This window comes from Saccharothrix sp. 6-C, from assembly GCF_016695385.1.
Taxonomy (GTDB): domain Bacteria; phylum Actinomycetota; class Actinomycetes; order Mycobacteriales; family Pseudonocardiaceae; genus Actinosynnema; species Actinosynnema texasense.
Map to the genome: position 1 here is coordinate 4567228 of NZ_CP064192.1, position 24764 is coordinate 4591991.

Here is a 24764-nt window from a genome sequence, read left to right on the forward strand (position 1 = left end):
CGCTACGGCCGGCTGCGGCGAGAGGGTGAATCCTGCTCGAGCGGCGGGCCGCCGGACGGGGCGCGGTGGATCCTCGAGCCGGACCCTGAACCGCGGGTGGAGGAGGTGCGGCCGGTGGTGGTGCCCGACGCGCGACAACCGGGCGGACCCGGGCACGGCGACGACGGTGACGAGCCGCGCACCCACAACCGCGTGACCGCGGCGGCGGTGGGCACGGCGGTGCAGGTGGGTGTGGTGCACGGTGGCCTGCACGTCCACCCGCGGGACCAGCCGGGTCCGCCCACCGGTCGGGCCGCCCTGCCGGACGAGGCCGCGGAGCGGCTCGCCCGCGCGGCCGGCTCCCAGTGGCGGCGTGAGGAGGGGCGGCGGCGGGTGTGGGAACCGTCCCCGCTGCCGGTCCGCTGGCGCCTGGCCCCCGGCGGTTCGACCGACCGCGCGGCCGGCGGTTCGACGGACCGCGCGCCCGACGCCCACGACGCCGGACCGGGCACGACCGGCGACGCCGTGGTGGCGACAGGCCGCCTGGACGACGTCGTGCGGGTCTACCGCCGACTCCGGTTCGGGAGGCTGGTGGTGCTGGGTCGGCCCGGATCGGGCAAGACGGTGCTGACGCTGCGGCTCGTCCTGGACCTGCTGGACACCCGCGCCGACCGCGATCCGGTGCCCGTCGTGTTCAGCCTCGGCTCGTGGGACCCGACCGGGATCGAATTCGAAGACTGGCTCATCGACCGGTTGGTGCGCGACTACGCCGGGCTGGACGCGACGGGCCCCGACGGGAGGTCGCTCGCCGCCGCGCTGGTCGAGGCGGGCCGCGTGCTGCCCGTGCTGGACGGGTTCGACGAGATCGCCGACGGCCTGCACCACGCCGCGCTCGACGAGCTCAACGCGACCGCCACGCCCCTGGTGCTCACCAGCCGAACCGGGCAGTACGAGGCCGCGGCGACGGCGACCCGGCCGCTGATCGGCGCGGCCGGGATCGAGCTGCTCGACCTGACCCCCGACGACGTGGCCGAGCACCTGTCGCAGACCGCGCGCGACCCGGGCCGGTGGACCCCCGTCCTGGACGAACTGCGGGCTCGTCCCCGGACCGACGCCGGTGACACCCTCGCCGCGGTGCTCTCGACACCGCTGATGGTGTCCCTCGCCCGCGGCGCGTACGACGCCTCGCCCGACCGCGATCCCGCGGAACTGCTGGACACCGGCCGGTTCGGCTCCCCCGCGGGCGTCGAGGCGCACCTGCTGGCCGACTACACCCTCGCCGCCTACCGGCGACCGCCGCACGACGGCCTCCGGCGGCGCTGGGAACCCGAGGACGCCGAGCGGTGGTTGGGCTACCTCGCCTGGCACCTGACCGAGCTCGGCACACCCGACCTCGACTGGTGGAAGCTGGGCGCGGCCCTGGGCCACCGGACCCGGGCGCTGGCGGTGGCGCTCGTGTCCGGCCTGGTGATCGGGCTCGTCGAGGCGATCGTGGTGGCAGCCCTGGTGGGAACCGGCGGGCTCACGTCGGCGCTGGGCGCCGGGCTGGTGGTCGGGTCTCTCGCCGGAGGCGCCTTCGGCGTGGTGAACCGGCTGGCGGGCAGGCACCTGCCCGCGGCGTTCGAGCCCTCGCGCGTGCGGGTCCGGATACCCCCGGTCGCGGGAGCGGCCCACGCCGGGATCGTCCCGCGGCTGCGGTGGGGGCTCGTGATCGGACTGGTGTTCGGGCTCGTGTTCACGGTGGTGCGCAAGTTCCCGCTCGGCGCGGCCGGGTTCGAGGGCGGGTTCGCCAACTGGGTGCTCCTGGTCCTGTTCGACGCGGTGGTCTTCGGGCCGCTGTTCGCGCTCGGGGCCGGGATCACGATGGGGCTCACCGCCTGGCTCGAGACACCCCTCGACACCAGGTCGGCGGTCAGCCCCCTCGACCTGCTGAGGAGGAACCGGGCGAACACCGCCTTCCGGGTGCTCGTGGTGGTGCCCGTGCTCGGGCTCGTCATCGGCGTCGGCAGCGGGCTGGCCTTCGACCTCGCCCGGGTGCTCCTGGCCGGAACCGGGTTCCACGTCCGGTGGGACGCGGCCTCCCGGATCTCGATCGGGCTCGTCGCCGGTCTCGGCTGCGGCATCGGCTACGCGTTCAGCGCGACCGCGTGGGGCCGGTGGGCGACCCTGGCGCGGGTGTGGCTGCCGTTGGCCGGTCGGCTGCCCTGGGCCGTGCCGGCTTTCCTCGACGACGCCCACCACCGCGGCGTGCTGCGCCAATCCGGCGCCGCCTACCAGTTCCGCCACGCACGGCTTCAGGAGCAGCTGGACCGCACCTACCGCGACGCGCGGAGGAACCGCCGCCGGAGCGGGGCGCGGCGCCGACGGCCGGGTCGGCGGTCGCCCTGACCCGGCCCGCGGCGACTCCGCGAGTTCCGCGGGGACCTGCGACCTACCGCGCGGTCGGGGTGGCCGGCACTCTGGAGGACCTCGCCGACGTCGGGCGGGTGCGGAGGGTGGACGACTTCGTCGGCCCGGGCACCGGCCGGAACGAGGAGGCTCGATGACCCCGCCGGACAAGCCGATCCAGAGCGTGGCCAAGGGTGATCGCGGATTGCGGGAGCAGAGGAAGCAGAAGAACCGCGGGTTGACGATCACGCAGCAGGTCACGGTGACCCGGACCGACAGGACCACGGACGGGCAGCAGTTGCGGGGCACCTACGGGTTCATCCCCAACCCGCACCGGAACCCCGCCTACAACAAGGACCAGCAAGGCTTCTACCTCGCCGCCTACGAAGCCGCCTCCCGCGACGTCACCGACGCCGCCCACCGGTACTCGCTCGTGCAGCCGGAACTCCTGGAGTTCGACTTCGCCGGCGTCACCTACCGCGCGGAGAAGTGGCTGATCGGGCAGGGCAGCCGCAGCAAGTGGCGGGTGGACGGCCCGGAGGAGCCCGGGTGACGGGTCAGCGGTCGGTGATGTCCAGGTAGCCACCGACCGTCACGGTGCCGTCGTCCACCGAGAGGCCCAGCGCCACGGGCGTCGCGTCGAAGCTCACCTCGTCGAGGTCGACGTGCAGGGTCGGCACCCGGTAGACGTCGAACGAGATGCCGGTGAGGGCGTCGGCGACGTACGGGCTGATCACCCCCGACAGCGCGTCCACGACCCACGACAGCACGATGCTGACGATGTCGCCGCTGGTCGGGGTGATGTCGAGGTCGAACCCGCCGACGTCGACCGTGTGCGCGGACAGCACCGCGTCGTCCAGGTCCAGCCGCACGGTGGCGACCGGGTCGGGCGACAGGGTCAGGTCGAAGAAGCCGTCGACCGACCCGCCGACGATCCAGTCGATCCCGGCCGACCCGCTGCCGGACACCGAGGCCGCCACCGAGATCGTGCGGTCGTCGGCGACCCAGCCGTCGCTGCGGACGTCGGACAGGGTGACGGTCGCCTTGTAGTACGCGGTGCCGAGGAGGACGTCGGTGGAGTCGTGGGGCCAATCGGTGAGCCCGTCGAGCGCGTCGGTCGCGGTGGAGGTGACCGCGCCGACCGCGTCGGGGCCGAGGACGATGAAGAACGGGGCAGGGTGCCACCCGGAGAACTGCCGGTCGGGCGCCGGGTTCCCGGCGATGTTGGCGGAGACCACCAAGTGGTCGTCGGCCACCTGCACCACGGGTTGGGTGAGCGATATTCCCTCGATCGAGGGAATCGGCACGGGGATCCCGGTGAGCAGCTGCCGCCCGGCCTCCAACGCGATCGGGACGACCTTCTGGTTGTAGACCCAGTCGGGGAACCGCTGCCCGGTCGACACGGTCGCGCTCAGCGGCGTGGCCACCAGGTTCGGGCCCGACTCGTCGACGGTCGCGGCGATCCGCACGGACGCCGTGTCGTGGGCGGGTGTGCCGTCGACGGTCAGGGTCAGCTCCACCTCGGGCAGGTCGACGTGGAAGGTGCGGCCGTCGTAGGTGTCGGCGACGCCCCGGAGCAGGTCGTCCCGGCTGATCCCCTCGACTTCGCCGTCCCGCACCACGGCGCGCGCGAGGCCGCCGTGGTCGACCTCGGACGTCAGGTCGAACGCGGGCGCCCGCACGACGTCCCAGTCCAGCCGGTAGTCGACGTCGCCGTCGGAGAAGGTGGTGGTGCCGCTGAAGTACCGGGGGTACTGCTCCTGGTAGATCCGGCCCGCGATGTCGTCGAACGTGCCGGTCGAGAGTCCGAGGGCGACGTCGCTCATGTGGTTTCTCCCCTCAAAGGGCGTTGGCGGCCCTGGTGATGGCGCACTTCTTCTCCAGCAGCTCCACGGCTCGCTCCCAGGTGATGCCGCAGACCTCGACCAGCGCCTCGGCCATCGTGTCGAGGTCGAACCTGCCGAGCTCCAGCAGGGCGTCCGCGATGTCGACCACCGACTGCGCGAAGTGGACGAACAGCGCCTCGACCACGTCGACGGCGGTCTGCCCGACCCACAGCACGCCCTTGACGAGCAGGGTAAGCCACGCTTCGACGTCGTCGAGGACGGCTTTGAAGAACTCCTCCGCGTGCCCGGAGATCCAGGTCGCGATGGCCCGCGGCAGGTCGGTGAGCACCCGGGCGTCGACCGCGAGGTCCATGTCCGCGGCGAGCCGCACGCCCGCCCAGGTGAGGTGCAGTCCGGCGGCCAGGCTCGCGCCCCGCGGGCCCACGGCGCAGGAGGCCTCCAGGGTCGCGTCGGGCCCTTCGACGTGGACGCCGGCGGGGATGATCGTGATCCCGCCCACCGTGACGTCGCCCTGGAGGGTGAGGTCGAAGCAGTAGGCGCCGGCGAAGCTGCCGGCGAAGCTGCCGGCGAAGCTGCCGGCGAAGCTGCCGGCGAAGCCGGTCGAGGTGGACAGCGTCGCGCTGATCTCGGTGTGGAACAGCCCGGCCAGGTCGGTGGTGAAGGTGAAGGTGAACCCCTTGGAGTCGGCGTGACCGCTGAAGGTCTCGGTCAGGCCGAGGAGTTCGATCCGGCCGGAGGCGTCGAAGTAGGTCTTGCCGGTCTGGCCGATGACGGTGGTGTCGATGTCGACGTGCGGTCCGGTCGTGCCGGTGGCGTCGGTCAGCTGGAACAGGTCGCCGAACGTCACGGCGGGGTCGATCGAACCGGCGGCGATGATGCCCTTGGCGCCGACCACGGCCTTGATTCTGATCGTCCAGTCGAGGAACCGCACCTGCGCATCGAGCCCGAACCCTTTGGGGTACAGGTGGCCGTCGGGCGCGGTCCAGCCGTTGGGGTCCGCCACGACGTAGCAGTCGAGCTTGTCGATCGCGATGTCGTCGAGCAGCGGCACGGAGTTCAGGTCCGTGCCGGTGAACTGGCCGACGATGCGGGCCAGGGTCAGCTCGTGCCCGGGTTTCGGGTCGAGCGCGAAGACGAACGCGCTGGGGTCGGTGAAGTCGGTCAGTTCCCCGCCGATGAGGAGGGTGAAGGCGTCGTCGCCGGTGCCGATGAGGAACTTGCCGAGCAGGCCGATCGTCAGGCCGGTGTCCTCGACGGCGAGGCCGAGGCCGAACTCGTCGATGGTCAGGCCCTGGATGCCCAGCGGGTTGACCCAGTGTTCGAGGGTGACCGACAGTTCCATGGTCAGCGCCTGGATCATGATCATGCCGCGGCCGGCGAGGTGGAGCGCTTCGCCCTGCACGGTGAAGGTCAGGTCGGCTTCGAGGAGGAACTTCGTCGGGGCGAGGTCGACCACGAGCTTGGTGAACTGGACCGAGGCGACGGTGGCGATGTCGGTCAGGGTGCCGCGGATGTCCGACTGCGGGAGGTTCGCGGGGTCGATGTGCGCGGCGAGGGCGAGTTCCGTGCCGGGCGGCAGCACGTTCGACAGCACGCTGAGCGCCTTGTCGGTGAGCGACAGCGACCCGGCGAACGTCACGCCCTCCTCCACCGGGTACGGCAGGCCGTCCGCGCCGGGCAACGGCTGGGTCCACCGGTCGGTGGACAGCAGCAGGGAGGCGTTGCGGACGGTGACGTAGTCGAACACCTCACCGAGCCCGGACCAGATCTCCTTGGGGTTCCAGTGGGGCGTGACGATCACGCCGACGAGGAACCCGGCCTGCCCGTCCCCGGTCGCGGGGGTCTGTGCGGAGCCGGTCTTGCGTGCCGCGAACAGCAGTCGGACCTGTCCGAACTGCTCGGCGTCGATCGTGGCGGTGGCGGCGAACTCGTAGTTGGTCGCGCCGGCGTCCTTGCTCTGCCGCACGACGACGGAGGCCTGGCGCACGGTGATCTCGTCGATGTGGGACCCGGTGATCACGGAGGCGTCGGCGAACGCGTCGGCGAGCGTGGTCAGCGAGAGGTCCGACAGCGTGCCTTCGAGCTCGAACCCGGTCTTGCGCACCGCGATCGACCCGGCGAACGACCCGGCCGGCTGCCCGCCGCGGCCGGTCAGCGCGGCCGTGGCGGCGAGGGTGCCGTCGAAGCCGGTGTCGGGTTGGTAGGCGAGGTCGAGGGAGCCGCCGGTGAGGTGCAGCGCGGCGGCGCCGATCGGGATGGTCCAGTCGCCGGCGACGGCGAGCCCGAACGAGTACCGCTTGGCCCGCAGCTCGGCCGACAGCGCCAGCCGGTCCAGGGTGAGGTCCGGCAGCCAGGTGGCGTCCGGCAGGTACTTGTGCACGATCTCGGTGAGCGGGACCGGTGTGCTCGGGTCGAGAGCCCCGGTGAACTCGACGCTCGACTTCGAGTAGTAGGCCGAGATGTCCACGTCGTAGGCGTCGAGGAACCGGAACGTGCCGGTCAGCCGGGCCGTGATGTCCTTGGCGCCGGTGGGGTCCTCGACGCCGAACCGGAGGCTGACGTCGGGGACGGAGACCTTGCCCGGCACGATGTCGAGGGCTTGGCCGGTGCCCACCTCGATCGCGACGGAGGCCAGCCGGGCCGGGGTGAGGCCGATGACCGCGCTGAGGTGGCGCAGGACGATGACGTCGGGCACCTTCAGCACGTCTTTCACCGTGTCCGCGACCTGGGCGCCGTGCAGGAAGTCGGCGAACGCGGCCAGTGCGTACCGGGAGAAGTCGGTGAGGTCGGCGTCGAGGATCAGGTAGGTGGTCAGCTCGTCGGCGCGCATCGACACGGGGATGTCGGGCACGCCGTGGCCGATGGCGATCGTGCTGTCGAACTCCAGGTAGGAGTCCGGTTCCGCCGACGCGACCGCGGCGAAGGCGAGCGGCAGCGTGAGGCCGCCGATCGACAGCGCCGGTGAGGGGTCGGTGGCGATGCGGGTGGTCGGCGCGGCGCCGCCGCTGATCGCGCCGTGCGGGTCGGGCAGGGTCAGGTCCGCGAACGTGGCGAGCGCGGCCAGCGTGCCCTGCTTGAGCACCTGGTCCGCGACCAGGTTCAGGCCCGTGGAGATCCCGGACCGCTCGACGCTGGACCACTCCAGCCGGGGGTTGGCGAACACCAGGCCCACCAGCGCCGGCGCGGTGTCCTTCCACGACGGGAAGGACACGCCCGGGTTCCAGTCGTCCAAGGTCAACACGACGAGCAGCGCGGGCCCGCCGCCGTCGGCCAGGTCGAACGACAGCGTCAGGCGTGGCGTCCCGACGCCGAGCAGGGTGGTCGACGTGCCGGTCAGCACGACGGCGTCGTCCCGCCGCCGCGGCCCGTCGACGGCGGTCAGCACCCACTGGCCGGCGGTGAGCGGGAACGAGTCCGCGACCAGGGCGCGGATGCCTTCGGAGCCGAGCGCGTCGGGCGCCATCGCGAAGGTGTTCCCGGTGACGAGGGCGGCGACGGCGGCTTCGAGGTCGTCCAGCGTATCGGTCACCGCTCAGCCGTCCAGTCGGGCCGTGAGCATGGCGCGGACGTTGGTGGTGATCGTGGCGCCGAGGTCGGCCAGCGTGCTCGGCGTGGTGAGTTCCTGGTTGATCCGGTTCAGCACCTGCTGCTTGTTGTCGGGCTTGTTGAGCTCCTTGTTGATGATGTCCTGGAAGCTGTCCCCGACCTCCGCGGTGATGGTGATGTCGTCGAGGTCGGCTTCGACGGTGAGGGCGGTGCAGGTGATCGTCAGGGTGTCCAGGGCGTTGTCGGCGCCGCCGCTGGTCGGCAGGGTCACGTCGACCGTGGCGTCGGCGATCGTGACGGTGTAGGGGCCGGAGAACGGGTCGTCGTCCCCGATCGCGACCGACACGGTGCCGGACAGCGTGAGCGGCGCGCTGAGGGTCTTGGTCTCCTTGTGCCCGTCGGGTTCGGTCACCTTCACCGTCGTCCCGTCGGCCAGGGTCGACAGTTCCACGGTGGCCCGCACGCCGGGGTCGAACGCGAGTCGCCCGGCCGGCGCGAGCGCGTTGGCGGCGCCGACCAGCAGGTTGTCCGTCAGGTCGATGGAGGTCTGGGTGTCGAGCAGGGTCACCTGGAACGAGATCGTGTCCGGTTGGTAGGGGTCGAGCGCGGGCGAGGTGACGGCGAAGACGCCGGCGGGCAGGTAGTAGTCGCTGTCGGGGTTGTTCACCGCCTGGCGGAACCGCTGGAACAGGTTGTCGTCCACGGAGGTGGAGTCGTCGGCGGTGCCGATGGACCGGTCGAGCACCGAGCGGAGGTTGTCGGTCAGCCCGCGGGCCAGGTTGTCGCGATTGTCGGGTTCGTTGAGGGTGTCCTGGAGGCACCTGACGAGTTCGCGTTGGCCGTCGTCGCTGCCGAACGCCTTCTCGGCGGCTTTCTTCCACACGTCCTTGTTGATGTAGTCGGTCTGGTCGAAGGCGACGTCGGTCAGCGTCAGGGTCGGCCGTGAGTCCTGCTCCGCGCCGCGGACGGTCAGCTGGTCGACCGTGATGACGGGTTGCCCTTGGTCGATCGTGACGGACCAGTCGACGTCGGCCCACAGGTCGGTGACGGACAGCGTGAACGACCCGGTGCTCACGAGGTCGAAGGTGGGCCAGGCGAAGGGCGCGCGGCGGGCGTCCGCGGTGACCTGGCCCGTGTCCGCGTCGGCGATGCTCAGCCACTGGTCGAGCTGGAAGCCACCGCTGACCGTGACCGCCTGCGGCTGGTCGGCGAACGTGCCGAACGCGATGGTGATCCGCGAGGTGTAGCCGGTGCCGTCGCGGTCCACGTCCAGGTCGGGTTCCAGGCGGGCGTTCTGGAGCCCTTCGACCGTCGTGCCCGAGGCGTTCAGGTTCGGCGCTTCCCGGCCGGGTGTGGGGATCGTGGTGTAGCGGTCGCTGTCGTCGATGGTCGGGTCGAAGTCCTCGGGTTCGGTGTCGACCATCCAGTCGAAGGTCGACTGGAACGCGTCGGTGAACATGTCGTTGAGGGTCGTGCGGGTGGCGTCGCCGTCCAGCGCGCCGAGCCGCCACTGGTCGGCGTGCAGCGGCAGCACCGTGCCGCCGTCGGACCCGGTGAGGCCGGAGAGCACCGTGGGCAGGTAGAACCTGGTCCCCGGCTCGGCCATCCTCGGCTGGAGGGTGTTGAACACGAATCGGAACAGTCCTTCGCTCACGGCGCACCTCCGGTGGTGGGTGGTCAGCGGCCTCGGTCGACCACGTGCAGCGCGATCCGCTCCAGCTCGTCGCGGTAGGGGTTGCGGGGGAACGGGCGCAGGTACTCCAGCGCGTCCAGCGCCTGGCGGCGGGCGTCGGCGTACGCGCGGGCGAAACCGGTGGTGGCGCGGACGTCGTCCACCAACGGGGTCAGGTCGTCGGGCACGGGCTGCTCGCCCCGCATGAACCGGCTGAGCCGGTGGTCGTCGCCCAGCTCCGCCATCGCGTACACGATCGGCAGGGACAGCCGGCGGCGGGCGATGTCCACGCCGCGTGGCTTGCCGGAGGCGGACTCGTCCTGGGTGAGGTCGAACAGGTCGTCCATGACCTGGAACGCGCGGCCGACGCGGCGACCGTAGTGGCCGATGCGCCGCACGTCCCGGGTGCGGCCGTCGACCAGCGCGATCCCGCACTCGCAGGCGAGCGCGAACAGCACGGCGGTCTTGCGGTCGATGGTGCGCCAGTACCGCTCCAGGAGCACTTCGGTGCGCCAGGACGGGTCCACGCGCAGCTCGTCCAGCTCGCCGCAGCAGATCCGGTAGGCGACGTCCAGCACGGACTTCACCAGGCCGAGGTCGCGGTCGCTGTCGATGCACTCCACGAACCCGCGCACCGCCTGCACGAACTGCATGTCGCCGACGATGATCGCCTGGCCGGGTCCGCGCGCGGCGTTCACCGAGGGCACGCCGCGTCGCACCGCGGACTCGTCCACCACGTCGTCGTGGATCAGCGTGGCGACGTGCAGCATCTCCAGCGACACCGCGCCGCGGGCGGCCTTGTCGGGCAGCTCCCCCGGCCCGTGCACCAGGTGCGCGGACAGGGACAGCAGCAGCGGCCGCACCTTCTTGCCGCCGTCGTAGAGCGCGCGTTCGGCGTCGGTGAGGTAGTCGCGCTGCGGCGCCAGCGCTTCGGCGAGCAGCGTGCGGTACCGGTCGAGGTCGGCGGACAGCAGTGTCCGCCACACCTCCGACACCGGGTCTTCCCGCGCGCCGGACCGCAGCGCGGTCACCCGCGGCGCCGCGTCGGCGGCGGTCACCGCCCCGGGTCCGCGAGCAGCGTGGCGTCCGCGGCAGCGACCGCGACGCGCAGCCGTTCGGCGACGGCGTCGCGCACGAGGTCGGCGACGAACCCGGCGGCGGCGATCCGGTCGCGGGCGACGGTGGCGGCCGCGCCGCTCCACGTCGCGTCGTCCAGGACCAGTTCGAACTCCGGCAGCTCGACCCGGACGGCGCCGGAGGCGTCGGTCACGGCGGCGGCGCCGGTGATGCGGCCGGTGCCGGTGCCCTCGAACAGGGTGGTCGGCACGGCGGCGGCGCGCAGCGCCTGGCGGTCCTCCCAGGCCATCCGGTGGAACTCGCGGATCAGGTCGCGCTCGTCGTCGTCCCAGCCCTCCCAGACGTCGTCGGCGAACGGGGTCAGCACGGCCTCGAAGTTGCGGCGGCCGGGTCGGACGGCGTCCTGGCCCGCCGGGTGCTCCGCCACCGCGCGGAAGACGTCGTCGCGGGTCATGGGTGTGGTGGCGCCCTTGTCGTTCCCGGTCCCCTGCACCGGGCCGGCGAAGTCCCACATGGCCTGGCTGGCGTCGAAGTACCTGCCCTGCGTGGGCGGGCTGCTCGGGTGGTAGTCGGGGTCGAGCATGAGGGTGTACTGGGCGGCGGCGAATTGGCGGACGAACGCGTTGGCGTTGTAGTTGGCCCGGTTGCCCTTGTGGTCCAGGTACTGCTTGTCGTGGTCGTTGATCACCTGGTCGCCGGTCTCGGCCGCGAGCGCCTGGTGGGTGTCGGCCGCCATGGCGGCGGTGTCGCCCTTGTTCCAGACCCTCTTGACGAACTTGCTCTTGGTCTCGTCGAACAGGTCCGCGTACACGTCCTCGTACAGGCCGTAGAGGTTGAGCAGGCTGCGGCCGTTCTCGGTCTGCGCCAGCCTCATGCGCTGGTCCCGGGCGTTGTCCAGCCATTCCGGGTGCTTGTCCGGCTCGTCGCCGGAGCGGGGCGCGGTGGCCGAGTCGGGCAGCACCGACAGGTCACCGCCGCCGTCGACGGTCGCGATCTGGTCGGGTGTGGCGTCGATGGCGTACCGCGCCCGCACCACCAGCGGCGGCAGGGCGACGATCGTGCGGTCGCCGTCCGACACGGGCACGGCGTGCGGCTCCGCGTCCGGTTCGACGGTCAACTCCGCGAACCGCAGCGTCAGCGCGCCCGACGGGTAGCCGACGTGCTCGGGCATCTCGACCGTGCGGGCCAGCGGGAGGTCGGGCGGGGTCGGCACGGGCAGGGTCACGACGCCACCTCGATCCCACCGGTGACCAGCAGGTGGCCCTCGTGCGTGCCGGGGGTGAGGTGGGTGGCGTTCAGGGTGACTTTCTGGCCCTCGACGGTGACCGTGTAGCCGAAGGGTTGGTCCAGGGTGTAGTGGAAGCTCTTGCCCACGACGGCCTGCGTGATCGCCGTCTGGATCTTCCCCATCGCGGCGTCGACGAGGGGTTGGGCGAGTTTCTCCAGGGCCTTGTCGATGAAGTTGCCGTCCGGGGTGGCGGTCACCTTGGTCAGGTCCAGCTTGGTCACTTTGGCGGAGAACTGCTTGGCCGAGTCCGCCGACACGGCCACGGTCAGTCCCGGTTCCGCCGGTGTCAGGGTCACCTTGTACTGCATCGTGCTCACCGTCCTGGTGGTTGCCGGGTCAGATGCTGTCGCTGGACTTCTTGAGGGCGCACTTGTTGCCGAGCACCGAGGCCGAGGCGTCGAACGAGACGGCGAGGGAGGCCGACCACGAGGTCGCGTCGGACTGGTCGATCCGGATCTTGTCGATGCTGTTGAGGACCGCCTTGGCAGAGAAGGAGGCCCCGCCGCCCGAGTCGGACTTGTTGTACACGACCGTGTTCTTGTGCGCGTCCGCCGTGGTCTGGGCGACGTGCTCGGCGAAGGCGCGGCTCACGAGGACGAACACCGGCTGGGTCGGCCAGGTCTTCGGCACCGCCTGTGCGGTGCGGGTGTCGGCCTTGGCTACGACGACCAGGTGCGTCGCGGTGATCAGGGCGTCGGTGGCGGTGAACTTGACCTTGGTCCCGATGACGTCGACGGTCTGGGGCGCGATGGCGTGCCCGCTCAGCACGGCGCCGAGTCGGAGGAAGACCTGGGGCAGGATCAGCCGGTCGATGATCGACTTCTCGGGCCCGGTGAGCTTCGACTGGTCCGCCCAGACGGCCAGTGGCGTGAGCGACGCGGTGCCGTCGGCGAGGGCGAGCCGCCCGTAGAACTCGACCGCGGGCGACACCGTCGGCAGCGGGCTCCCGTCGATCGTGATCGCCAGTTCGAGGCTGGGTATCGACAGGGTGAGGACGTTGCCGGTGGGCGGGTCGCCGGTCGGGTGCTTGCCGTCCGGGCCGATCGACCCCTGCCACTTGTCCACCGAAGGTGACTGGAACTCGAATTTCGGCGGCGGGTCGCCGACTTTCCACGTCCCGCTCGCGTGATCATCGTGGTAATCACCCTCGAACAAGGAGCCGTGCTTTTTCTTGAGCTGTCCGACACCGTCGGAAAAACTCGCCGAGTCGATGCCGAACACAACATCGAAATCCATCTACCGCAAACCCCCATAGTTGACCAAGAACATCTCGGCAGCCCTGAGCAGCACGCGTTGTCGCTGCTCAGGCACACTTCGGAGGCACAGCAGGCAACCATCGAAATTCCCCTACCCCCGGAATACCGCGCAGCGACACAATGCCACGTTAGTGCGGGTGCGAGGCGCTCAGCAATGGGCGAAACGGGTTGTCCACCGTGGTTCGGCGATCCGCACTACCCGGTCCGGCGGACCCCGTACAATAAGCTGGTCAATCGACACTACCACCAACAGAGTAAATACCCACCCGCGCGGGTGACGCATTGTTCCCGGTGCGGGTCGCGCTTCGCACCCTGTACGGATCCGACCGGCTCGCTGTACCGTGCGTGACGGGCCGCCACCCTCCGCAGCAAGGACGGTGTCGCCATGTCGGGAAAGCTCCGGGCGCTCGGTGCGGGCGCCCTCGCGTTGTCCGTGGTCGTGAGCCTGGTCGGGGTCGCGCGGGCCGCGCCCGGGAGTTGGACGTCGGTCCAGCCGGGCGCGAGCGCCGGCGGGTGCGACGGGGTGCGGGCCACCGTGGCGCTGGACGCCGCGGGCAGTCTCACGCTGGGCGCCACGTGGGAGTGCCGGGCCGCGCTGCTGCCCGCACCGGTCGGGTTGGTCACCGCGGCGGCCGACCTGACCTCCGGGTTGACGTTCGTCGGACGCACCGACACCCCCGTGTCCTACAGTTACTCCGTGGTCGCCGGGAAGTCGAAGACCCGCGCGCGGACGGCCACCGAGACCCGGTTGGTGTTCGCCAAGGGCGCCGACCGGCTCACGGTCGTGGTGCGCACCGCGCGGGACGGGGTAGCGTTGCGCTACGAGCTGCCCGGCAGCGCGACCGTGCTGCGGGAGGCCACGTCGTTCGAGGTGCCCGGCGACGCGGTGGTGTCGCTGGCGCCGTTCGGCGTGAACCACGAGAGCAACTTCGTCACCACGACCGCGGCCGCCGCCGGGGACGGCGAGTACGACATGAGCGTGTTCGCGCAGAACCCCAACGGTTCCCGGGTGTTGCTCGCGGAGTCCGGTGTGGACGGTGGCTACTCCGGCGGGCGGTTCACGCACGCGCGCGGCACCGGGCGGTTCGCGGTGAAGCTGGCCGACGCGCAGGTGGCGCGCACGGGCGCGTTCGCTACGGCGTGGCGGACGGCCGCGATCGGCACGACGGCGACGGTCGTGGAGTCCACGCTGGTGGACGACGTGGCGCCCCCGTCGAAGGTGGCCGACACGTCGTGGGTCCGGCCGGGCGTGGCGGCGTGGCCGTGGCTGGACGGCTTCCACGACACGCAGCGCAACCTGCCCAAGCTCAAGCAGTGGGCGGACTACGCCTCCGCGCAGGGGTGGCCCTACCTGCTGGTGGACGACGGGTGGAAGGGCGTCACGTGGATGCCCGAGCTGGTCGAGCACGCACGGGCGCGAGGCGTGCGCATCATGCTCTGGTACCACTGGACGGACCTGGACACCGAAGCCGAGCGGGACGCCGAGTTCACCCGCATCACCGGGTGGGGCGTGGCGGGCGTGAAGATGGACTTCATGGACTCCGAGACGCGGGCCCGCCACCAGTGGTACGACGCGGCGTTGGCGAGCACCGCGCGCTACCGGCTGATGGTGGACCTGCACGGCTCGCGGCTGCCGGTCGGCGTGCACCGGACGTGGCCGCACGTGCTGACCACGGAGGACGTGCGCGGCGAGGAGTACCCCGGCGGGCGCACTACCGACCACGTGGCGGCGATCCCGTTCACCCGCGGCGCGCTGGGGCCGGCGGACTACTCGCCGATGAGCTTCCAGCAGGGCAACCCGAACAGCGACGCCGCCGAGCTCGCGCTGGGCGTGCTGTACGAGAGCGGCATCATGCTGCCGGGCGGTCGGGTGTCGGACTACCAGGCGCGGCCCGAGGCGCAGCGGTGGATGCGGCTGCTGCCGACCACGTGGGACGAGACGCGGTTCGTGGCCGGCGATCCGGCCACGGGTGCGGTCGTGGCGCGTCGCGACGGTGACCGGTGGTTCGTCGGCGCGCTGCGCAAGGGCACGGCGGGCACGATCTCGTACTCCACCGCGTTCCTCGGCTCGGGCACGTGGCACGCGGAGATCACCACCGACGGCCCGGCCGGCCTGGTGCGCACCAGCAGGGTCGTCCAGGCGGGCGAGGCGTTGAGCGTGGCGTCGGTCGCCAACGGCGGTCACGTCGTGAAGCTCACCCGTGCCGCCACCGCGCCGACCGGTGCGCGGGTGCTCGCCAACACCGGCACCGGGTTCGTGGTGGACGTGTACGACGCGGGCGTGGCCGACGACGTGCCGGTGATCGGCTGGACGGGCAACGGCGGCACGAACCAGCGCTTCACCCTGTCCCCCTTGGGGGACGGCTACGTCCGCGTCGTGAACCAGAACAGCGGCAAGGACGTCGTCGTGCAGGGCGCGTCGCGCGACGCGGGCGCCAAGGTGATCCAGTACTCCTACGAGCCGGGCGCCAACACCAACGACGAGTGGCTGCTCGAAGAGGCGGGCAACGGCCGCCACCGGCTGGCCAACCGCTTCAGCGGCCTGTACCTGACCATGCCCGCGACGCAGGGCGCCCAGCTGGAGCAGCGGCCGTACGACGGCAGCGACCGCCAGACGTTCACCGTCACGTGACGCTCGCGGCCGTGAGGGTCGCGGGCAGGGCGTCGTCGGGGTGGATGGTCAGGCCGAACACCGGTTCCGGCACGCGGTGCTGCCGAAGGGGAAGGAGGCGCCGGGTCGCGCCGGGTCAGGTAGGGGCTCATCATCACGGCGGTGCCGGCGTCGACGCGGTAACCGCACAGGACGTCGTCGCTCAACGCGTCGCGGCGCAACAACCGCGCCACCGGGTAGAACCGGAGCGCTTCGTCGACCAGCGCGCGCAGGGCGGCGGTGCGGGCGGGCGGCCCCAGCGGCCCGGCCGCCAGGACGCGGTCGCGTTCGCGTTCGCGTTCGCGTTCGCGGGGGTGCCGGTCGAGCAGGGTGAAGATCCACCGCAAGCACGACCGGCGGCGCCGTCGGTGCCGTTGCGCCCCGGTCGGTCGAAACGGACCGGTTCGGCGCGGTGGTGATGCGATCCGCCGCATTCCCGACGTGACCGACGCGTTCCCGCCGCCGCTCCGCGAGGGCGGCCGGAACGAGGACGCCGGCGCGATCACCCGGATCGCGCCGGCGTCCTCACCGGGAGCTGCGGCTACTTCCCGACCACGGTGCAGGAAGCGGTCGAGGACTTGGTCGGGTCGCTCTCCGACCTGGCGGTGAGGGTCACCTTCGACACCAGCGGGCCGCCGTCACGCTTGGCGTGCACCGGCACCTCCACCAGGTCGCCGAAGCCCGCCGTCGCGAGCGCGTTGGGCACCTCGACGGACCAGCCGCGTCCCTCCGCCTTCGCCGACACCCGGTACACGTCGCCGTCGAGGTACCGGTCCACGGGCTCCGGGTGCTGCCCGGCCGGCGCGGCGGCACGGCCGGTGTTGACCAGCGGGAACCGGCACGTCGCCACGCCGTCCGAGCCGGTGCGGCCGGCGGTCGGCAGCACCCGCGCTCCCCGCTGCTGCGGGCCGGCGCCGTCCAGCGAGCGGACGGCGACCCGGTAGGACAGCACGCCCTGGCGGTCCCGCTTCACGTCCAGCACGTAGAAGTGCAGCCGGTTGGCCGGGTCGACGTACTCGTACTCGCTGCCCGAGTTCACGCCGGCGTGGAACAGGGCGTCCGACAGCTGCCGGTAGTCGCCGACCGTGATGGGCACCTCGGTCCCGTCCGGCAGGACGTAGTCGGTCATGCCGATGTCCTGCGGGTTGGCGTCGACCACCCACGCGAACGGCGCGAGGTCCTCGTTCTTGGTCTTGGCCACCAGCACGCCCGCGTCCGGCGTGAACGAGTCCGCGCCCATCCGGTCCACCACCTCGACCGTGTAGTTCTGGTACCCGCCGCCGTCGCAGAACGGGTCGGTCCGGATGTCACAAGCGGGCGACAGGTCACCCGTGCCGAGGGCGATGTTCACCCCCGACAAGCCGTTCGGGCCCGGTTGGACGGTGCGGGCGGTCACCTCCGCGACGACCACCCCGGACCCGGCCAGCGCTTCCCTGGACAGGCGCAGGACGTTGCGCTCGTCGACGATGCCGAGCTTGATCTTGTTGCGGAGCACGTGCTGCGCGCCCATCGAACCGCCCGCGGTGGCCGGGATGACCCAGCGGGAGTGCGGGCCGCCGGGACCGTTGAACGACCCGCGCGACAGCATGTCCCAGATGCCGGTGTAGGCGCGGCGCGGCGGGTTGCCGTACGGGTTGTTGTAGTTGTCGCCGATGCCGAGCAGGTGGCTCAGCTCGTGGGCGTACACGCCCTGCCCGGAGCTCTCCGCCTGCGTGGACGACCCGCCGCCCGCGTTGGGCCAGATGCTGGAGCCCGCGGCCCACGACGTCCAGTCGACGTACCGGGTGCGCGACCAGTTCGGCAGGGCGTCGTCGGGCGGGCCGAACGCGTCGGTCACGTCCTCCTTGGTCGGGAACTTCATCATCCCGAACTCCTGCCACGTCCCGGACTCGTCCTGGCCCGCGGACAGGAAGTAGACGAAGTCGTACCCCTTCGGGACCTCCGGGCCGACGTCGGCCACCCAGGCGGCGTTGCCGTCGGTGCGGATGTTGCGGTCGCACGTGTCGCCCGCGGGACAGCCGCCGCCCGCCTGGAACTCCATGGCGTACTCGTGGTCCTTGCCCGGCATCGTGTACGGGCCGAACGCCTTCAGGTCGACGCCGTAGCGGCCGCCGGAGTCCTCCATCCAGTACTCGTGCACGGTGTGGCCGCGGTTGAGCCCGTTCGGCTTGTTGAGGAAGTCCTGGTAGAACTGGCCGACCTGGTCGCGCGGGACGCCACTGGCCTCCGCGCTGGGGTTGCCGAACACGGTCGACTGCTTCGGTCGGGTCACGACGAACGGCTGGTTCGGGTAGTCCAGCAGGACCAGCGCGCCCTTGAAGGTGCGCACCGACCCCTTGACCGACGGGTCGGCCCAGTTGGTCCCGGGCACCTCGCGGTAGTCCTGCTCCCACGTCATGTGGTCCGGGTTGACCCAGTTCTGCGGGTCGACGGGACCGGGGAACCCCGCTTGCGCCGCCACGCGGGCGGAGTCGCGGGTCTGCTGCCAGGGTTGCCGCTGCGGCCAGTGGTCGTGCTGCCAGTGGTGCGGGGGCTCGTCGAGCGGTGCGGCGACGACGCTGGAGTTGCCGGCGGTGAGCGCGGCGACCGAGAACAGCGCGGCGATCAGCAGGACAGGGCGTCGACGCCCGCGACGGACACGTGTGTGGTCCATGCCACCTCCGTGGTAGATCCGCACACGCTATCCACCGGCGGTCGCGCGGCACGCTCGCGCGGACCCGTTGTCAGTTGACGGATGTCCGGGCCGGCGGCCGACCGCGGAGGCCGGTCGCACCGCACCCGTCCTCGCCGGGCGTGCGGTCGGCCCGACCCCGTCGCGACCGGCCCCGGTCGGGTGGGCCGGTCGCGGTCGAGGGGGGTCAGGCTCGCAGGTCGTGCAGGCCGAGCCGGGGGCTCGTCACCAGGTACAGGCCGTCCACGGCGGTGTCCGGGGTGTCGTTGGCGATCTCGAACGCCCGCTGCTGGCGGATCATCGGGCCGGACTCGCCGCCGCGCATCAGCCGCGTCACCTTGTCGAAGGCGTCCTCCTCGCCGTCGGTCGCGTCCTCCAGGTCCTCGATGCCGGCGACGATGTGGAGGAACGACTCGTTGAGGTTCAGCCCTTCGCGCTCGCGCAGCGTCAGCTTCTGCGCCTTGAAGAAGTGCTCGTCCTTGCCCTTGTACGCGTCGTAGAACACCGACACCAGGACCAGGAGCCGTTCGTAGGCCCCGCGGTAGGCCGTCTGGTAGAAGTTGCGCGCGCGCTCCTCGTCCACTTCGCCGCGCAGGACCGACGCGATGGTGGCCGCGCTCAACAGCCCGCTGAACGTCGCCAGGTGCACGCCCGTGGACAGCAGCGGGTCGAGGAAGCAGGCCGCGTCGCCGGCCAGCAGGTACCCCGGGCCATGGAACGACTCCGCCACGTAGGAGTAGTCGGTCTCGACCTTCGGCTCCGAGACGAGCTCCGCGTCCGCGACCACGTCGCTGAGCATCGCCGACCCGCCGAGCCCTTCCCGGTAGACCTTCTCGATGCCGCCGAGGCGCTCGCGGTCCTCGGCGAAGCGCTCCTTGGACGTCACCAGGCCGATGCTGATCGTCCCGTCGTGCAGCGGGATGCCCCACAGCCAGCCGTCGCGCACCGAGCAGACCGCGATGGCGCCGTCGGGGCCGTGCGGGATGTCCTTGGCCCCGCGCCAGTAGCCCCAGGTGGCGATGTTGCGGAACACGTCGTGGTACTGGCGGGTGCCGAGCCGGCGGGCGAGGACGCCCGCGCGCCCGGAGGCGTCGACGACGTGGTCGAAGGCGATGCGACCGGTCTCGCCCGCCTTGGACCACACGGCCGCCACGGCCCGGTCGCCGTCGAACACGACCTCGCGCACGGTGGTGTTCTCGTGCACCTCGACGCCGTGCGCCCGCGCGTTGCGCAGCAGGATGTCGTCGAACTCCGAGCGCACCACCTGCCAGCTGTAGGGGGTGTGCGGGAGCTGGTCGAACGCCAGCTCCCACTTCTCCTCGCCCCACTCCAGCCACGCGCCGCCCTTGCGGCGGAAGCCGTGCGCCTCGACCTCGCCCCGCACCCCGAGGAGGTCGAGGACCGGCAGGATGGACGGCAGGATCGACTCGCCGATGTGGTAGCGGGGGAACGTGTCCCGCTCCAGCAGGGTCACGGTGAACCCCTCGCGGGCGAGCAGCGCGGCGGCGGTGGATCCGGCGGGCCCACCGCCGATCACGAGCACCTGGGTCGTTTCGCGCATGGCTCCTCCGAATGTCGTGGTCGAGGGACCGTCAGCTCCGGGTCGTGAGGAACGCGACCAGGGCCTCGTTGAAAGGCGTTCCGGTGTTCTGGGTGTTGTGCCCGCCGTCGACGACGAGGCGGCGCGCGGCGAGCCGGTCGGCGAGCACGTCGCCGATGCGCTCGAACACCGGTCGGCGACCACCGGTCACGACCAGGGTCGGCACACCGGCGGCCCGCACGGCGTCCAAGGGCAGGTCGGTGTCGTCCCACGGCCAGCGGACACCGGTCCGGATGCGCCGGGCGAACGCCAGCAGGTGGTCGGGCAGCGGGTCCGGGTGGCTCGCGGTGGGCTCGACGAGGGCGAACAGCTCCCGGAAGTCGCTCTCGGCGTCACCGGCGCCGACGTCCACCAGCTTCGCGAGCCGCTGGTGGTACTCGTCCACCTCGGGCGAGCCGGTCGCGATGCCCGAGGCGGCGCTCTCCACGAGGGTCAGGGACCGCACCGCACCCGGGCGGCGGGCGGCGGCGACGAGCGCCCCGAGCGTGCCGTAGGACTGGGCGACGACGTGCGCGCCGTCGCCCAGGAGTTCGGCGATCAGCTCGCCGTCCACGGCGAAGTCCTCGCGGTCGGTGGTGGGGCTGAGCCCGTAGTTGAGCCGGGACGGCACGACGAGCCGCCACCGGTCGGCCAGCTCCAGCTGCGTCTGCCACGCCTCCACGCCGCCGTAAGCGCCGCCGTGCACGAACACCACGCGCGGTCCTTCGCCCAGCTCCACGACGTGCATGCCGCCGGGTCCGACGCGCTCCTCCGGCTCGTGGCGGGTGCGGGCGACGACCGGGCCGACGCGCCGCGTGCCGCCGGCGAGCGCGGCGAGGACGCGGGTCTGGAGCTCGCCGGCGGTGGGGCTGTCCAGGAACGCCGCCGCGGGCAGCGCCGCGCCCAGCGACCGGGACAGCGCGGCCTGGAGCTCCACCGCCATCAGCGAGTCCACACCCAGGTCCTGCAACGGCTCGTGCGGGTCGATCGCGCCCGCGCGGCCGCCGATGACGTCGGCCAGCCGGTCCAGGACGAGCGCGCGCACCGACTCCGGGTCGCGGGACGCGGTGGTCCGCACCGGGGCGGCCGGGCGGCGGACCTCCCGCCGCGCGGGGGCGGCGGCGATCCGCACCAGGTCCTCCCGGGCGACCTTGCGCAGCCGCACCCCGGTGAACGCCACCACGCGCCGACCGGCCTCGTCGTGCACCGCCACGTCGGCGCGCAGGGTGTCGGACCTGCCGTCGTGCAGCACGACGTGCGCCAGGAGCGGGCCGCCGGCGTAGCCGTGGAAGGTGAACTCGTCGACGCCGACGAGGATCACCGACACGTCGCCGGGGACCGCGGGCATCACGGCCTGCAGGCACGAGTCGACGAGGCCGGGGTGCAGCAGGTAGGGGCGGGCCTCGTCGCCGTCGGGGGCGCGCAGCCAGGCCAGCGCCTCGCCGTCGCGGCGGGCGATGCGCTCGATCCACCGGGCGGACGGGCCGAAGTAGTGCTTGCGCACCCAGAGGGACCGGTAGAAGGCGGTGCCGCTGACGTCCGTGCCGCAGCGGGCGCGGATGGCGGCGAGCTCGCGTTCGCCGAGCGTGGCGGGTGGGGCGTCGTGCGGGGTGAAGGCGCCGGTGGCGTGCAGGGGCCAGTCCTCTCCGGCCTGGCTGTAGACGGTGAACGAGTGGGTGTCGTCGTCGAGCGGTTCGGCGACGAGCTGGGTCGTGACGCGGTCCTCGGGCACCAGCAGGGCGCGGACGATCGCCAGGTCGGTGACGCGCACGGCGTCCGCGCCGGACAGCTCGCGGGCCGCGCGCAGCGCCGCGTCGAGGTAGAAGCCGGCGTTGACGACCAGGAGGCCGTCCATCACGCACTCGGCGAGGCAGGGGTGGGCGTCCACGGTCAGCTCGGCCCGGTACTGCGCGGCCGGCAGCGGTGACGGGATGCGCTGCCCCAGCACGGTGTCCGAGCCGCCCGGCTTCACCGCGGGCGCGGCGGTGGCGGGTGCGGCAGCGGCGGGCGCGGCGGGTGGTTCCCCGACCGCCGCGACCGGTCGGGCCTCGGCCTTGAACCAGTGGCGGACGCGCTGGAACGGGTAGGTCGGCAGGTCGGTCTTGCGGCGCGGGTAGTCGGCGTCGAACGCCGACCAGTCCACGTCCACGCCCCGCACGTGCAGCGCGGCGACACCGCGCAGCAGCGTGGTCCACTCGTCGTGCCCCTTGCGCAGCGAGGGCAGGCGCACCGAGTCCGGCGCGACCGGCTTCGCCATGTTGAGCAACGTCGCCGACGGACCGATCTCCAGCAGCACCGCGCAACCGGCGTCGGTGAGCGCGCGGACGCCGTCGCCGAACAGCACCGTCGACCGGAGGTGGTCGCGCAGGTAGCGGCCGTCGACCTCGCGCACCGGCTCGCCGGTCAGGTTGGAGACGACCGGCACCCGCGGGCGGCCGAAGCGGACGGTCGCGGCGGTGGCCTCGAACTCGTCGAGGACCGGGTCCATCAGGGCGGAGTGGAACGCGTGCGACACGGCCAGCGGGGTCGCGGGGACGGCGTCGGCGGCCAGCCTGGCCAGCACGGCCGCCACCGCGTCGGCCGGTCCGGACACGACGGCGCTCTCCGGGCCGTTGACCGCGGCCACGGCCACCGGGTCCGCGCCGATCGCGGCGAGCACGCGGTCGCGCGACGCGAGGACGCTCGCCATCGCGCCACCGGTCGGCAGCGTCGCCATCAACGCCGCCCGCCGCACGACCAGGCCCATCGCGTCGGCCGGCGTCAGCACGCCCGCCACGGTCAGCGCGACGTACTCGCCGAGGCTGTGCCCGAGCATCGCCGCCGGCCGCACGCCCCACGACAGCCACAGCCGGGCCAGCGCGTACTCCAGCGCGAACAGGGCGGGCTGCGCGTAGGCGGTGTCGGACAGCCGGTCCACGCCGTCGTCGGGGAACAGCACCGACCGCAGCGGCCGGTCCAAGTGGCGGTCCGCGACCTCGGCGACCTCGGCGAAGGCGGCCCGGAACGTCGGCTGCGACCGGTGCAGCTCCCGGCCCATGCCCGCGTACTGCGCGCCCTGGCCGGTGAACAGGAACGCCACCTTCGGCGCCTTGCCCTTGCGCGCCACGCCCGTCGCCACGTCGTCGTCACGGGTGCCGGCGAGGTGCGCGGAGAGTTTGGCGCGCAACGAGTCCAGCGAGTCGGCGCGCACCGCGAGCCGGTGCGGGAAGCGGGCGCGGCCGACGTTGGCGGTGAACGCGATGTCGGGCAGCGAGCCGGTCACGCCCAGGTAGTCGGTCGCGAGCGCGGTCAACGCCTCCTCGCTCTTGGCCGACAGCGTCACGACGTGCTGGGGCCGGTCCGCCACGTCCTCCGCGGGCGTGTCCGGCGCCTCCTCCAGCACGAGGTGGGCGTTGGTGCCGGACGCGCCGAACGAGTTGATCGCGGCCACCCGGGGCAACTCGCCGCGCGGCCACGGCAGGGGCGAGGTGGGGAACGTCAGCGCGCCCGTCGCCGGGATCTCGGGGTTCAGCTCGGTCAGGTGCACCAGCGGCGGGATCTCGCCGTGCCGCAGCACCAGCAGCGTCTTGATCAGCCCGGCGATGCCGGCGGCCGGTTCGAGGTGCCCGATGTTGGTCTTCACCGAGCCCACCGCGAACGGCTCGGCGCGGTCACGCCCCAGGACCTCGCCGAGCGCGGCGATCTCGATCGGGTCGCCCAGGGACGTGCCGGTGCCGTGCGCCTCGACGTAGCCGATCCGCGCGGGGTCGAGGCCGGCCACGTCGAGGGCGTGCCGGATCAGGTCCTGCTGCGCGCGGCCGTTGGGCACGGTGAGGCCGCTGCTGCGACCGTCCTGGTTGACGGCGGTGCCTCTGATCACGCCCAGCACGCGGTCACGGGCGGCGATGGCGTCGGACAGGCGCTTGAGCACCACCACGCCCGCGCCCTCGCCGCGCACGTACCCGTTGGCGGACTTGTCGAAGGTCTTGCAGCGGCCGTCCGGCGAGAGCATCTTCGCCTTCGACAGCACCACGAACCACTCCGGCGACAGCATCACGTTGACGCCGCCCGCCAACGCCATGTCGCAGTCGCCCGCGTTGAGGCTCTGCACCGCGAGGTGCACCGCGACCAGCGACGACGAGCACGCGGTGTCCACCGACATGGCCGGCCCTTCCAGGCCGAGCAGGTAGGCCAGGCGACCGGCGGCGAACGTGGAGGCGTTGCTCGTCAGCCAGTAGGTGTCCATCTCCGCCGGCGGCAGGCGCTGCATCATCGCCATCACGTAGTCGAACGCCGACACGCCGACGAAGACGCCCGTGCGGGAGCCGACCAGCCGGTCGGGTGCCTGGCCCGCGTGTTCCAGCGCCTCCCAGCCGACCTCCAGCAGCAGCCGCTGCTGCGGGTCCATCTCGGCGGCCTCGCGCGGTGAGACGCCGAAGAAGCCCGCGTCGAAGTGCTCGACGTCGTCGAGGAACGCGCCCTGGTCCGTGTCGGACTTGCCGGGGCTCTCCACGCCGGGGCTGTGGTAGTCGGCGACGTTCCAGCGGCCCTCCGGGATCCGGGTCACCGCGTCGCCACCCTCGCGCAGCAGACCCCAGAACTGGTCGAGGTCGTTGCCGCCGGGGAACCGGCACGCCATGCCGACCACGGCGATCGGCTCGGTGGCGCGCTGGTCGGCCAGGGCCGTGCGCAGCTCGCGGATCTCGGTCAGCGCCTGGCGCAGCACGGACTGCTGGTCGTCGATCTGCGCGGTCATCGCGCTCCCCTGTCCCTGCGGACCCGTCCGGCCAGCTCGATCTCCCGCGCGAGCTGGGCGACCAGGTCGTCCTGAG

General features: G+C 72.3%; 13 protein-coding genes and 1 pseudogene. 3 read left to right on the top strand and 11 right to left on the bottom strand.

Translation table 11 applies throughout. The annotated features are described in order from the left end of the window. Nucleotides 1–96 precede the first annotated feature (96 nt). Complete coding sequence (locus IOD16_RS19105; RefSeq protein ID WP_201435491.1) at nt 97–2367, top strand: NACHT domain-containing protein; 2271 nt, start codon at nt 97–99, stop codon at nt 2365–2367. A 154-nt stretch (nt 2368–2521) separates the two neighbouring features. After that, nucleotides 2522–2920 (top strand): hypothetical protein, encoded by a 399-nt coding sequence (locus IOD16_RS19110; protein WP_201435492.1) that lies wholly within the window; start codon nt 2522–2524, stop codon nt 2918–2920. A gap of 4 nt (nt 2921–2924) precedes the next feature. On the opposite strand, the gene IOD16_RS19115 is transcribed toward IOD16_RS19110, so the two are convergent. The 7 genes from IOD16_RS19115 to IOD16_RS19145 are packed head-to-tail and all read right to left on the bottom strand — an operon-like array spanning nt 2925 to nt 12862. Further along, nucleotides 2925–4193, bottom strand: a complete 1269-nt coding sequence (locus IOD16_RS19115) for a hypothetical protein (protein ID WP_201435493.1) — start codon at nt 4191–4193, stop codon at nt 2925–2927. 13 nt (nt 4194–4206) lie between these two features. Next, on the bottom strand, nt 4207–7743 hold the full coding sequence (locus tag IOD16_RS19120) for a hypothetical protein (RefSeq protein WP_201435494.1): 3537 nt from the start codon (nt 7741–7743) through the stop codon (nt 4207–4209). A 3-nt stretch (nt 7744–7746) separates the two neighbouring features. Beyond that, entirely contained in the window at nt 7747–9414 is a 1668-nt protein-coding gene (locus IOD16_RS19125; RefSeq protein WP_201435495.1) for a hypothetical protein, read from the bottom strand. Nucleotides 9415–9437: 23 nt separating this feature from the next. Beyond that, nucleotides 9438–10490: a polyprenyl synthetase family protein gene (locus IOD16_RS19130; protein ID WP_201435496.1), complete on the bottom strand. Its 1053-nt coding sequence runs from the start codon at nt 10488–10490 to the stop codon at nt 9438–9440. Continuing rightward, a complete protein-coding gene (locus IOD16_RS19135; RefSeq protein WP_201435497.1) occupies nt 10487–11734 on the bottom strand; it encodes a hypothetical protein in 1248 nt (415 codons plus the stop codon). Before IOD16_RS19135 ends, IOD16_RS19130 begins: the two co-directional genes overlap by 4 nt. Continuing rightward, a complete protein-coding gene (locus IOD16_RS19140) occupies nt 11731–12105 on the bottom strand; it encodes a hypothetical protein (protein ID WP_201435498.1) in 375 nt (124 codons plus the stop codon). Before IOD16_RS19140 ends, IOD16_RS19135 begins: the two co-directional genes overlap by 4 nt. A 28-nt stretch (nt 12106–12133) precedes the next feature. Continuing rightward, on the bottom strand, nt 12134–12862 hold the full coding sequence (locus IOD16_RS19145; protein ID WP_201435499.1) for a hypothetical protein: 729 nt from the start codon (nt 12860–12862) through the stop codon (nt 12134–12136). Between the two features lie 576 nt (nt 12863–13438). Here IOD16_RS19145 and IOD16_RS19150 point away from each other — a divergent pair. After that, complete coding sequence (locus tag IOD16_RS19150) at nt 13439–15685, top strand: glycoside hydrolase family 97 protein (RefSeq protein WP_201435500.1); 2247 nt, start codon at nt 13439–13441, stop codon at nt 15683–15685. 110 nt (nt 15686–15795) lie between these two features. Here IOD16_RS19150 and IOD16_RS41520 read toward each other — a convergent pair. The 4 genes and pseudogenes from IOD16_RS41520 to IOD16_RS19165 form a co-directional block, all read right to left on the bottom strand. Continuing rightward, nucleotides 15796–16137 (bottom strand): annotated as a pseudogene (locus IOD16_RS41520) (cytochrome P450); the annotation flags it as partial. Between the two features lie 107 nt (nt 16138–16244). Further along, nucleotides 16245–18356, bottom strand: a complete 2112-nt coding sequence (locus IOD16_RS19155; RefSeq protein ID WP_201435501.1) for a M6 family metalloprotease domain-containing protein — start codon at nt 18354–18356, stop codon at nt 16245–16247. 205 nt (nt 18357–18561) lie between these two features. Continuing rightward, entirely contained in the window at nt 18562–19935 is a 1374-nt protein-coding gene (locus tag IOD16_RS19160) for an NAD(P)/FAD-dependent oxidoreductase (RefSeq protein WP_201435502.1), read from the bottom strand. A 31-nt stretch (nt 19936–19966) separates the two neighbouring features. Then, nucleotides 19967–24688, bottom strand: a complete 4722-nt coding sequence (locus tag IOD16_RS19165) for a type I polyketide synthase (RefSeq protein WP_201435503.1) — start codon at nt 24686–24688, stop codon at nt 19967–19969. Nucleotides 24689–24764 lie beyond the last annotated feature (76 nt).